The organism is Paenibacillus sp. FSL H7-0690, assembly GCF_037980415.1.
GTDB classification, from domain to species: domain Bacteria; phylum Bacillota; class Bacilli; order Paenibacillales; family Paenibacillaceae; genus Paenibacillus_AQ; species Paenibacillus_AQ odorifer.
Genome location: NZ_CP150281.1, coordinates 3,259,112 through 3,271,674 on the forward strand (window position 1 = coordinate 3,259,112; position 12,563 = coordinate 3,271,674).

Consider the following 12,563-nt stretch of genomic DNA (forward strand, 5'->3'; position numbering starts at 1 on the left):
AAAGCTAATCGAAAGATAGGAGAACGTTACTCATGAATATCCGACTATTACAAATGAAAGATAATAGCTCCATTGAAAAGGTCATTAGGGACTGCCTAATTGAGTTTGGCGGGAATCGCTCGGGTCTAGCCTGGGAGGATGACAGCCTGCATCATTTATCAGATGATTATAATCATAGTGAGAATCGGGCTTATTGGGTTGTCGAAGAGGGAGGGGAAGTATTAGGGGGTTGTGGCATTGCTCCTTTCGGGAATGATGACAAGATATGTGAGTTGCAAAAAATGTATTTATCTCAGTCGATTAGAGGTAACGGGATAGCCAAAGAACTTTTAAATACAGCGTTGGACTTTGCTAAGCTTCATTACAACCAATGTTATTTGGAGACACTTCAAAACATGCACGCAGCTAACCGTTTCTATATGAAAAATGGATTTGAGCTTTTGGATGAACCGCTTGCGGGGTCGGAGCATTTCGCTTGTGATGCTTGGTATATTAAAAATTTAATGTGAATTGCTTTAAAAATGTTGGAGGCCTGGATTACCAGGCTTTTTTTGATCTAAGGTAATGATTTTTTATTTGACAATAAAACCGTCCAGACGGTATAGTAAATAACAGAGGTGATTATCGTGAACAGTAATTCAAAACGAAGTAGTATTTTATTAGCAGCTTCTATAGTAGTTAAAAATAATGGGGTGGAGAAGCTTACGCTTGAAGCCGTTGCCAAAGAAGCGGGGGTCAGTAAAGGTGGACTGCTGCACCATTTTCCGAATAAGGAAGCTTTAATAAAAAGTATGGTGGAAGAGTTAACAAGTGATTTTTTCAGTAATGTTCAAGAAAGAGTAGCGAATGCATCTAGAGAAACGGGGAAGTGGGGACGAGCGTTTGTTCAGGCGATTGACGACGATCTTAAGGAAGAGCAAGAGATTAGCACCGCGCTTTCGGCTGCTCTTTTTACGAATCCGGATATCCTTAAGAAATTTCAAGATCAATACTCAGTATGGCAAAACAATATAGAGAACGATGGAATAGATCCTGTACGTTCCACAATTGTCAGGCTGGCAGCGGACGGTTTATGGTATTCAGAAATGTTCGGATTAGGAGCTTTAGATAAGGATTTACGAGATAAAGTAATTCAAGAATTAATAAACATGACGGAGTAAGGAGGGGCTATTGTTGAATTCATATGTGTTACTGGCAACAGCGATTATCTGCGAGGTATTTGGTAGCTCCATGCTTAAGGTTTCTAACGGGTTTAAAAAGATTTTACCTTCAATAGGAGTCGTACTCGGCATGGGTTCAGCCTTTTATTGTCTTTCTTTAGCGCTTTCAACGATTCCACTAGGGACGGCTTATGCTATTTGGTCGGGGGTAGGTACGGCTTTAACTGCGTTAATTGGAGTCATCATTTATAAAGAAAACTTCAATCTGAAAAAACTACTCGGCCTGATTCTTATCATTGGTGGAGTAGTCATTATGAAACTTTCTGGTGGATCTCATTAGAGCTTGGAGGAAATGTTATGAACAAGAATAAGGGTTTTTGGGTACTTGGGGTAGCTATTATAAGCGAAGTAATAGGTACAACTATGCTGAAAATGTCAGAAGGGTTCACACAAATATTGCCTACTATAGGTGTTATTATTGGTTTTATTATCGCATTTTATAGTTTGTCCATAAGTCTCAGAGTTTTACCTTTAAGCCTAGCTTATGCGATTTGGGCAGGTGTAGGTACAGTTCTAACCGCCATCGTTGGTATCGTAATATGGGGGGATCCATTTAGTATGCTTACACTTGCAGGCATAGTATTAATAGTTGGAGGTGTGGTTTTATTAAACTCTCCAGATTCAGCTAATGAAAAAGAACTTAAAACCACAAGTTAATCTTCATAAAAAACTAAGGCCTGAGAAATCAGGCCTTTATTTGATGGACGTGATGTTAATAGATTCCATATTTAGGGTAGTTTCGCGATATTGGTATCACATATCTTTTCCGTAGAATTACATCTTATAGCTTGATCCGCTCTTTCTCTATAATGAGAGTGTCTCACATTGAAAGGAGGATCGGTTGTTATTTAATGTGCTCTGAGATGAATTTGATTGTAAACGCTATCATTTGAGCACTCCGATAAGGCGACACGTTAGTGAGTATCTACATTAAGAGGAGGATTATAATGCGCAACAAGTATGTCGTATGGTCGCTTGTAGTAACCCTGTTGATTTCAAGTTTATACCTGGCAGCGGGTCCGTTCACATTTGTTAGTGCCTCTGGTGGCGCGAATTTGACGCTGGGCAAAACTGTGACGGCTAGTGGTCAATCACAAACGTATAGTCCAAACAATGTGAAAGACAGCAATCAAGAGACGTATTGGGAAAGCAGCAATAATGCATTTCCGCAATGGATCCAAGTAGATCTCGGTACAGAGACAAGTATTGACCAAATCGTATTGAAGCTGCCAACGGGCTGGGAGACGCGTACGCAAACACTCGCCGTTCAAGGCAGCACAAATGGATCTACATTCACTGACATTGTTGGTTCAGCTGATTATGTGTTCAATCCTTCAGCAGGAGGGAACACCGTTAAGATTGATTTTTCAGCAACCAGCACTCGTTATGTACGCCTGAATGTAACAGGCAATACGGGTTGGCCGGCAGCGCAAGTATCTGAGTTCGAAATTTATGGAGCTAGTACACCAACACCGACGCCAACAGCCACACCAACGCCAACAGCCACACCAACGCCAACAGTTACACCAACGCCAACAGCCACACCAACGCCAACAGCCACACCAACGCCAACAGCGACACAAACGCCAACGGCCACACCTGTTGCGGGCAGTAATATCGCGGTTGGCAAATCGATTACCGCATCTTCTAATACGCAATCATTTGTGGCAGCAAATGCTAATGACAACAACACCAACACATACTGGGAAGGTGGCAGTAATCCTAGTTCATTGATACTTGACCTGGGGTCAAACTACAACGTTTCCTCCATCGTTCTAAAGTTAAATCCAGCCGCTGCATGGGGAGCACGTACCCAAACGATTCAAGTGCTCGGTCACAATCAGAACACAACGACATTTGGGAATCTGGTGTCAGCACAATCGTATTCGTTTAATCCAGCTTCAGGAAATACAGTAACCATTCCTGTTACCGCAACTGTCAAACGTCTACAGCTTAATATTACTGCCAACTCGGGTGCTCCAGCTGGACAGATCGCCGAATTTGAAGTATACGGTACTCCAGCTCCGAATCCGGATTTGGTGATTACTGGCATGTCCTGGTCACCAACGAATCCGGTTGAGTCTAATGCGATTACGCTGAACGCAATCGTAAAGAATATCGGCAATGCCAGCTCTCCAGCTACTACTGTTAATTTCTATTTAAATAATGAGCTTGTAGGCTCAGCTCCGGTAGGTGTACTAGCAACTGGAGCATCGACAACAGCATCGATGACACTTACCGCAGGAGTTAAGCCTGCCGCAACGTATTCAGTTAGTGCCAAAGTTGATGAAGACAACCTAGTTATCGAACAAAATGAAGCGAATAACAGCTACACGAACCCAGCGTCACTTATTATCGCTCCAGTGTCCAGCTCTGACTTAGTGGGAACTGTTACATGGACACCAAGTAATCCTGTTGCTAATAACAATGTAGCGTTTAATGTAAATCTTAAGAATCAAGGAACCATTGCCTCTGCAAGTGGTTCACATGGTATAAGCGTTGTTCTTAAAAACTCTGCGGGTTCCACTATTCAAACCTATAATGGATCTTATAACGGTGCCTTAGCAGCGGGGGCAATAGTTAATGTAGCGATTCCAGGGACTTGGACAGCGATTAATGGTAACTACACAGTCACCACTACTGTTGAAGTGGATGCTAATGAGATAGCTGCCAAGCAAGCGAATAATGTAAGTGTTTCTAATCTCGTTGTCTATGCTGCGCGTGGTGCAAGCATGCCGTATAGTCGATATGATACCGAGGATGCTACACTCGGGGGTGGCGCGATATTGAAATCGGCGCCAACCTTTGATCAAGCATTAATCGCTTCTGAAGCTTCTGGCCAGCGTTATATAGCTCTTCCTTCGAATGGTTCGAACTTAGAGTGGACGGTCAGACAGGGTCAAGGCGGCGCAGGTGTAACTATGAGATTTACAATGCCTGACTCTGCAGATGGGATGGGATTGAATGGTTCACTGGATGTGTATGTGAATGGAGCGAAAGTAAAAACAGTTTCCTTAACCTCATACTACAGCTGGCAGTATTTCTCAGGTGATATGCCTGGCGATACACCTAGTGCTGGACGTCCACTATTCCGTTTTGATGAAGTTCACTGGAAGATGGATACACCCCTCCAACCTGGGGACAAGATTCGAATCCAGAAGAACAATGGAGATAGCTTGGAATATGGTGTGGATTTCCTTGAAATTGAATCTGTTCCAACAGCAATTGCCCGCCCAGCTAACTCCGTATCTGTAACAGATTACGGTGCTGTGGCAAACGACGGACAAGATGATCTGGCAGCTTTTAAAGCTACTGTAAATGCAGCCGTGGCAAGCGGAAAGTCTATTTATATTCCAGCAGGAACCTTTAATCTTAGCAGTATGTGGGAGATTGGTTCTGCTAGTAATATGATCAATAACCTCACTATTACTGGTGCTGGTCTCTGGCACACCAATATTCAGTTCACCAATCCTAATGCTGCGGGCGGTGGTATTTCACTCCGTATTTCAGGTAAGCTAGATTTCAGTAATGTATATATGAATTCTAATTTGCGCTCACGTTATGGACAAAATGCAATTTACAAAGGTTTTATGGATAACTTTGGAACCAACTCTATTATCCATGATGTCTGGGTAGAGCATTTTGAATGCGGAATGTGGGTAGGCGACTACGCTCATACACCAGCGATTTATGCTACCGGGCTGGTAGTTGAAAACAGTCGGATTCGGAACAATCTTGCAGACGGCATCAACTTCTCGCAAGGAACTAGCAATTCAATTGTACGCAATAGCAGTGTGCGAAATAATGGTGACGATGGTCTTGCAGTATGGACCAGTAACACAAATGGTGCACCTGCTGGTGTGAATAATACCTTCTCGTATAACACCATTGAGAATAACTGGCGTGCGGCAGCGATTGCTTTCTTTGGAGGAAGTGGTCATAAGGCTGATCATAACTATATCATTGATACAGTTGGTGGTTCCGGCATACGTATGAATACCGTTTTTCCAGGTTATCATTTCCAGAATAATACGGGTGTAGTTTTCTCAGACACAACCATTATTAACAGTGGTACGAGTAAAGATCTTTATGGGGGTGAACGTGGCGCAATTGATCTTGAAGCATCAAATGATGCTATCAAGAACGTTACATTTAATAACATAGACATCATTAATACCCAGCGTGATGCGATTCAATTTGGATATGGTGGTGGATTCGAGAACATCGTGTTCAACAACATCAATATTAACGGTACAGGACTTGATGGAATAACAACTTCACGATTCTCAGGTCCACATAAAGGTGCAGCTATTTACACCTATACAGGCAATGGTGCTGCAACCTTTAATAACCTGACAACCTCCAACATTGCTTATCCGAATCTGAATTATATTCAGAGCGGTTTTAATCTAACGATTCATTAATTTTATGTACGAGGTTAAGGGAGAAGCTCTTAGGAGCTTTTCCCTTTTTAGCTTGTAACGAGCTGGATATCTCTAAATTGCCAGAAGGATAATGACTACATGAACAAGAAATTAATATAAGGGGAATTTAAACTATTAAATTTTTGAAATTCTTTTGCGGATGTGTTGATTTCATCATCTTATGTTCGTCATAGCAGATGCGTCGGATCTCAAAGGACCTCCTGATTTTGTTAAACAACTTACTGCGCTTATTCAGGCAAACCATTTAATTACTTAAAGGGAGAGATGAAAAATGAATCAGGAAGTAATCGATTTTATTGAAGCGCTAAAAGAATCATGGCAGGTGGAGTTGTCCACCTCACTACGTGAGGTTGTTCATCAGGCTATACCGGATGTGCAGGAACGTATTCAGTATAAGAAACCTCATTTTTTGAAAAATGGAAAATACGCTGCGGCCATCTCGACATCAAAAGACGCAGTCAGCTTTGTAATCTTTAATACAACCGAGCTAACGCTTCCTGAGGGAGCATTTGAGGGACCACCTGAAAGGAAAACCCTGAAGCTTCGAAAAGGAGACACATTTGATTCTGCACAATTGGTCTCTTTAGTTGCTCAAGCTTCAGCTTCTCTTTGAGCCATACTTATATTAAAAGGACGATATCTCAAAGTCATTTGACTTCATGGGATATCGTCCTTTTTGACGATTATACAGTTTTAGTTACTCGTTGTAGTGCTGAGATAGTGAATCTGCTCTTCCAGGATGGTACTTGCTTTGCCTAAAAATGTTGTTATAAGCTCAAGCTCCTGCTCAGTAAAGGAAGACGCCAGTTTAACCATCTTAGTGTGCAAAGGAAGGTAGGCATTTCCAACCTCGTTATTCTCATATAAAGGAACAATAATCACCTTACGACGGTCATTGGGATCATGTTCTCTGCGAACAAAGCCGTTTTTTTCAAGTCGATCAACTAATGTGGTAATGCTGCCTGTAGTAAGTCCAGTTAATTTGGATAGCTCGCCGGCGGTGATAGGACCTTTTTCATGAAGGATATCTATAGATAGAAAATCGTTATTGTATAACCCTAGAGAAGTTGCTACTTTTTGCTGATACAAAACCGTTCGGCTGCCTAGGCCCCGCATGCGTAAAGTTAAGTCTTCCTGCTGAATTGTAACTTGATTGTGTCGATCTCTTGACAAAAGAGGACCCTCCTTTTAAAATGTTTATATCTTGATAGTCAAGATAATTAATAAACAAGATGCTTGATGAACACCTAATTAATTGTCTTGATTTTATCGAATTATTCACTAATTTGCAAAGGGTATAACATCACGTGGTTTGGAATGAAGCCTGTGCACAATCCTTTAACAATTAGAGTAGAACTAAACATTTGGGAAAAGTGGAGGAGAAAAAGGAGCATGGAAAAGAAAAATAAAGTTGGGGTTATTATAGTAGCTCTATTGTTGGCTACACTTATGGCATCAATGGATAATACTATACTTGCAACCGCAATGGGAACCATTGTAGGTGACCTTGGCGGCTTTGACAAATTGATGTGGGTTACGTCCGCTTATATGATAGCTGAGATGGCGGGTATGCCGATTTTCGGTAAATTATCGGATATGTATGGACGTAAGCGATTTTTTATTTTCGGTATTATTGTTTTTATGATTGGTTCAGCTTTATGTGGTACGGCAAATTCTATTGTTCAGCTTAGTATTTATCGGGCAATTCAGGGTATTGGTGGAGGGGCACTCGTTCCTATTGCATTCACGATTATGTTCGATGTAGTGGCCCCAGAAAAACGGGGGAAAATCGGTGGGTTATTCGGTGCTGCCTATGGTATTTCCAGTATTTTTGGTCCTCTTATTGGCGCTTATATAGCGGATTATATTCATTGGTCTTGGGTCTTTTATATCAATTTACCCATTGGTGTTATTGCATTCTTTATGATCGCTTTCTTCTACAAAGAATCTGTTGAGCATTCCAAAGAAAAAATTGATTATCTTGGGGCTTTTACACTTGTAGCTTCAATCCTTTGTCTCATGTTTGCGATTGAGCTCGGGGGTAAGAAATATGCTTGGGACTCGACAATGATTCTGGGATTGTTTATGGCTTTTGTTGTGTTTTTAATTGGTTTTATTGTTATCGAACGTCGTGCAGAAGAGCCAATCATTACCTTTGGCATGTTCAAGAATCGTCTCTATTCTACGAGTAATGTTATGGCGATATTTAGCGGAGCGGCATTTATTACAGCCTCGGTGTACATTCCAATTTATATTCAAGGGGTTCTTGGCGGGTCTGCCACAAATTCGGGGCTTGTTCTACTTCCGATGATGATTGGTTCTGTTATCACTGCTGCTGGCGGAGGATTCTTGCTCTCTAAATTTAATTATCGCACGATCATGATTTCTACGTTAGTACTCCTTGTAGCAGGTATGGCTCTACTTACCACACTAACACCAGACTCCTCCCGGTTTATGGTCACTATTTTTATGTTTCTGGTGGGTCTTGGCATAGGTTCATCATTTTCTGTTCTAAGCAATGCAGCGATTCATGGATTTACAGCAAGACAACGGGGTTCTGCAAGTTCGACACTTAGCTTCACACGGGAGCTGGGAATGACACTTGGCATTACGGTATTTGGTATTATTCAAAGTCACATTTTTTCGAATAAACTAGCTTCCATGTTCAGTAAGGGAGGCGCGGCACCAGAAGGTGTTAATCTAAGTGATCCAAGTACAATTTTGACTCCCGACACACGGGCCAAAATTCCCTCTGAGGTTCTTGATAAAATCACCGAAGGATTATCTTCTTCTCTTGTTCATACCTTTGCTTGGGCGATTATTCCATCAGTTATAGCTCTAATGGCAGCATTTGTGATGAGCAGGGAGAAGTTTGACCCTGCTACTGAGCTGGAAGAATTTACGGCATCGCATTAAGGAAATAAAAGATAAAAATTAAAGCCCAAGTCCTTTGTTAATAAAGGCTTGGGCTTTTTTGATAAGAAGCTCGGCGATCCTATTTCTCTGAAATGCTATAACGAGAATGTAAATGCCAGATAAGCTCTCTACGGCTACTGACACCTGCTTTAGCAAAAATGGATTTTAAATGATCCTGAACCGTGTAAGCAGAAATATGTAATTCAGCAGCCAATTCTTTAGTAGATAATCCGCGAATTACTCCTTCAAGTAAATGCTGTTCCCGTTTCGTCAGATCATACGCTTCTGCAATGATAGGAAGCATATCTGCTGGACGTGCAGGCTCGAATGAAATGGCAATTTGCGTCTGACCGTCGTATGCATGAAGCCGGCTAGCCCGGATCACTAGATAAGGTCCGTCTGACATCCGGATACAGGACTTTGCCATCCCCGAAGATTCAGAGGGACTATTGATTGCTTGTGTGCTCACCGCCCGAATTGGTCGTGGTAGGATATGGTGATCAATTTTTTCTAATGAACGAAGTTTCTCTAACCAGCGGTCTGCTGTAGGATTGGAGGAGAGGAGCACTAGTTGATCAGAAAGGACGGCAATTCCGGAACCGTAATCTTCTTCCAGCCAAGTCTGATTTCTCTCAGGCAACTCAAGACTGAAAGCCCGCATTCTTGCGGCAATCTCAGGAAGCATTAAGGCTATCCGTACACAATCTTCCTGTGAAAATACAGGCTGACCCGACTTTCTGTAAAGTGTCAGATACCCCCAACACGCATCTCCATGAACAAGTACAGCGCGTAATTCATCCTCAAATCCTGCCGGAGACAGTACTTTTTGATAGCGAGCACTCAAATCTGGCTGCCCTTCGGTTGCTTCATATAAAGTAGCTACGTGCACTTTACTATGAACCATTTGCTCATAGGGATTAATATCGTCTTCACCGTATTCGATCTGGAACAAGTGATGATGAATGGATTCCACGTTATCTTCTGTAACCGCACCTGTCGAGAGTAGTGTCTGTGGATCAACATGGGTACAGCAGGCAGCATCAAAGGGTACAGCTTCGCGTAAAATTGACAGTAATGAAGTACGGTAGCTATGTGAAGAATCAGAAACAGCACCTAACCGTATGATTTGTTGTTTAATATGATTAAGTTGTCTTATGGTTTTCATAGGTCAGCCCTCTAGTCATGGAGTATAAAAACAAGTATCCCACATTTATGGGATAGTGAATGTAAACCATATCCGTATAATTGAGAATGGTTCTTAATTATTTCTATTATATAGGATGCGGTGATAAAATGCAGAGAAAAGAAGATATTGTAGTCGTCGGTGGATATGGCCATGTAGGGCGTACCATTTGTGAAATCTTAGAGAAAAAATATCCTGGAAAAGTATATGCTGCAGGGCGAAGTCTTGTAAAAGCAAAGCAATTCAGTCAAGCAACTGATGGGAAAATTAAGCCGATGCAGTTGGATATTAATAAACCTTTACCTACTGATAAGTTAGAACGAGTGAAATTAATCATTATGTGCTTAGATCAAACGGATACGGATTTTATAAGAGCTGTGTTTCGAAGCGGTATTCATTATGTGGATGTATCTGCGAACGGTTTGTTTTTGAATGAAATTGAGAAATACCAGAGAGAAGCCGAAGACAATGGGTCAAGTGCTGTCTTAAGTGTAGGACTTGCTCCCGGCATCACAAATCTCCTGGCCCTTGAAGCAGAGCGGCAGATGGATCAGATTGAGGAGATAGAAATTGCGATTATGCTCGGATTAGGTGATTCTCATGGCAAAGCGGCGCTAGAATGGACAGTTGACAGTTTAGCAGCTAAGTTCGAAGTGAAGCAGGGTAATCGCCAGGTTGAGGTGGAGAGCTTTACAGACAGAAGGTTGTATCATTTTGGTGATGAGATGGGTAACCGATATGCTTACCGTTTTCCATTCTCAGATCAACAGACACTTAGCAGAACACTAAAATCATCGTCTATCTCTACACGATTTTGTCTTGATTCAGCTGTAGTTACTAAAATACTGGCAATAACGAAAAGAACTGGAGCCGTTCGCTTACTGCAAATAGGCTGGCTGAAGAATTCAATTGTTCGTGTTATGGGGCGGCTGCATTTGGGGGATGATGGGTTCGCTATTAAGGTTGAGGCACATGGAAGAAATTCAGAAGGTAAATTACATCATGCGGATTTTTTATTACAAGGAAAGAATCAATCTATCATTACGGCAAAAGTAACAGCGGCAGTAGCAAAACTTCTATATGATTCACCACCCCCAGGTGGAGTTTACCATATTGAGCAGATGACTGATATAGCGTATATACAGAAGGAATTAGGATCAGCCATTTCTCTCAAGACTGCGGTAAACTAGTATAATATTAATCATATAGAAAGGGGCGTCTTAGAATGAATAGAAAAGATTGGGAGCTGTTGAACGGTCATAAAGCGGGCGTGTTTTGGTTCACAGGATTATCAGGTTCAGGAAAAAGTACACTAGCACAACAAGCTGAAAAAGAATTGTTTAAGCAAGGCATCCGATGTGCTGTGATCGACGGCGACCAGCTAAGAAAAGGTTTGAATATTGATTTAGGCTTTTCAGAAGAGGATCGTAAAGAAAATATGCGTCGCGCAGCCGAAGTAGCATCTATGTTTTTGGATCTAGGCTTTATAGTGCTTGTCCCGATGATTTCACCTTCTTCAGCTGCTAGAGAAGCGATTAGATATCGTTTTCAGTCTGGCGAGTTTGCAGAGGTTTATGTGCAATGTTCATTAGAAACCTGCGAACAACGTGATCCTAAAGGGCTGTATAAGAAAGCTAGAAAAGGTGAAATTCGTGAGTTTACAGGTATTGATGCTATTTATGAAGCCCCTGAACATGCCGAATTGACAGTTAACACAGAGATTTACGATATGGAGAGCAGTGTGAATCTGCTAGTTGATTTTGTTACACATAATTACGCTAAAAAGATATAGAGGGAAGTTAACAGAAGCCTGGTCAAGTCGGGCTTCTTTTTTTTGCATTCTCAAATGGAATTATATCGCATAAAAGGGATCAAGGTGCTACAATATGAATGAATAAAATATTATTCATTCATATTGATAGGTCTTATTCAAAATATGCATATATGGAGGGGTTCAAATGAAAAAAGTTACTGCATTTATTGGGAATCAACAAAAGCATGCGACCTTTGAAGCGGTTTGTGAATTTGGCAATAATTTAAAAGCATATGGTGATATTGAATTTGAGTATGTCTTTTTAAAAGATTATCGGCTTGAATATTGCCGGGGCTGCAAGATATGTTTCAATAAAGGTGAGGAATATTGTCCACTAAAGGATGATCGCGATGTATTGATGGAGAAAATGATCCATTCTGACGGAATTATTTTCGCCACACCTAATTATGCATTTCATGTATCGGCACCGATGAAGAACCTCTTGGACCGGCTTGCTTTTGTATTTCATAGACCTCGATTCTTTGGGAAAACCTTCACGGCTATTGTCAATCAGGGGATCTTTGGAGGCAGCAAAATTGTGAAATACCTTAGTAATATGGGCGAGAATTTCGGATTTCAAGTTACAAAAGGCTGTGTCTTGACTACTTTGGAGCCAAGAAAAGAAGTTGCGCAGAAAAAAATGACGAGAGAAATAAAGAAAGCCTCCGAAAGATTCTATAAGGACCTTATGTCGCCCAAGACTCCAGTTCCTTCTTTTCTCAGATTAATGCTGTTTCGAATGTCACGTACAAGTATAAAAACAATGCTTGATGATCATTCCAAGGATTATCGTTATTACAAAGAACAAGGCTGGTTTGAGTCGGGTTATTATTATCCTGTTTCATTGGGTCCTATAAAAAGGACAGCGGGTCTGATCTTTGACTTTATTGGGAAACGTATGGCGAAGAATTCGTAACCATAAAGACACTTCTCCGTATAAGATATGAACATGACCGACAATTAACCAAAAGAGAAGTTGAGGTAAT

At 41.3% G+C, this 12,563-nt stretch carries 12 protein-coding genes; 10 read left to right on the forward strand and 2 right to left on the reverse strand.

Features of this window, described 5'->3' with window-relative positions; genetic code table 11:
- Positions 1-32: 32 nt before the first annotated feature.
- The 6 genes from MHI32_RS14480 (at position 33) to MHI32_RS14505 (ending at position 6,278) form a co-directional block, all read left to right on the forward strand.
- Complete coding sequence (locus tag MHI32_RS14480; protein WP_076184542.1) at positions 33-509, forward strand: GNAT family N-acetyltransferase; 477 nt, start codon at positions 33-35, stop codon at positions 507-509.
- Positions 510-626: 117 nt separating this feature from the next.
- On the forward strand, positions 627-1,160 hold the full coding sequence (locus tag MHI32_RS14485) for a TetR/AcrR family transcriptional regulator (protein WP_076125775.1): 534 nt from the start codon (positions 627-629) through the stop codon (positions 1,158-1,160).
- A gap of 13 nt (positions 1,161-1,173) precedes the next feature.
- Positions 1,174-1,500 carry a multidrug efflux SMR transporter gene (locus MHI32_RS14490; RefSeq protein ID WP_036677974.1) on the forward strand — a complete coding sequence of 109 codons (327 nt, stop codon included), beginning with the start codon at positions 1,174-1,176 and terminating at the stop codon, positions 1,498-1,500.
- Between the two features lie 17 nt (positions 1,501-1,517).
- Positions 1,518-1,877: a multidrug efflux SMR transporter gene (locus MHI32_RS14495; protein WP_076217536.1), complete on the forward strand. Its 360-nt coding sequence runs from the start codon at positions 1,518-1,520 to the stop codon at positions 1,875-1,877.
- A 290-nt stretch (positions 1,878-2,167) separates the two neighbouring features.
- Complete coding sequence (locus MHI32_RS14500; protein WP_340012590.1) at positions 2,168-5,644, forward strand: discoidin domain-containing protein; 3,477 nt, start codon at positions 2,168-2,170, stop codon at positions 5,642-5,644.
- Positions 5,645-5,936: 292 nt separating this feature from the next.
- Positions 5,937-6,278 (forward strand): DUF1801 domain-containing protein, encoded by a 342-nt coding sequence (locus MHI32_RS14505; RefSeq protein ID WP_036677965.1) that lies wholly within the window; start codon positions 5,937-5,939, stop codon positions 6,276-6,278.
- 80 nt (positions 6,279-6,358) lie between these two features.
- Here the strand turns inward: MHI32_RS14505 and MHI32_RS14510 are convergent, their stop codons facing one another.
- On the reverse strand, positions 6,359-6,781 hold the full coding sequence (locus MHI32_RS14510) for a MarR family transcriptional regulator (protein WP_172628892.1): 423 nt from the start codon (positions 6,779-6,781) through the stop codon (positions 6,359-6,361).
- A gap of 276 nt (positions 6,782-7,057) precedes the next feature.
- Here MHI32_RS14510 and MHI32_RS14515 point away from each other — a divergent pair, with 276 nt between their 5' ends.
- On the forward strand, positions 7,058-8,581 hold the full coding sequence (locus MHI32_RS14515; RefSeq protein ID WP_076217540.1) for an MDR family MFS transporter: 1,524 nt from the start codon (positions 7,058-7,060) through the stop codon (positions 8,579-8,581).
- Positions 8,582-8,660: 79 nt separating this feature from the next.
- Here MHI32_RS14515 and MHI32_RS14520 read toward each other — a convergent pair whose 3' ends face one another.
- Entirely contained in the window at positions 8,661-9,746 is a 1,086-nt protein-coding gene (locus MHI32_RS14520) for a helix-turn-helix transcriptional regulator (RefSeq protein ID WP_076278428.1), read from the reverse strand.
- Positions 9,747-9,874: 128 nt separating this feature from the next.
- Here MHI32_RS14520 and MHI32_RS14525 point away from each other — a divergent pair, with 128 nt between their 5' ends.
- The 3 genes from MHI32_RS14525 (at position 9,875) to MHI32_RS14535 (ending at position 12,493) form a co-directional block, all read left to right on the forward strand.
- The gene (locus MHI32_RS14525; protein WP_340012591.1) at positions 9,875-10,954 is read left to right on the forward strand and encodes a saccharopine dehydrogenase NADP-binding domain-containing protein; all 1,080 of its coding nucleotides are present in this window, start codon (positions 9,875-9,877) and stop codon (positions 10,952-10,954) included.
- A 35-nt stretch (positions 10,955-10,989) separates the two neighbouring features.
- A complete protein-coding gene (gene cysC, locus MHI32_RS14530; RefSeq protein ID WP_076125754.1) occupies positions 10,990-11,556 on the forward strand; it encodes an adenylyl-sulfate kinase in 567 nt (188 codons plus the stop codon).
- 166 nt (positions 11,557-11,722) lie between these two features.
- The gene (locus tag MHI32_RS14535; protein ID WP_340012592.1) at positions 11,723-12,493 is read left to right on the forward strand and encodes a flavodoxin family protein; all 771 of its coding nucleotides are present in this window, start codon (positions 11,723-11,725) and stop codon (positions 12,491-12,493) included.
- Positions 12,494-12,563 lie beyond the last annotated feature (70 nt).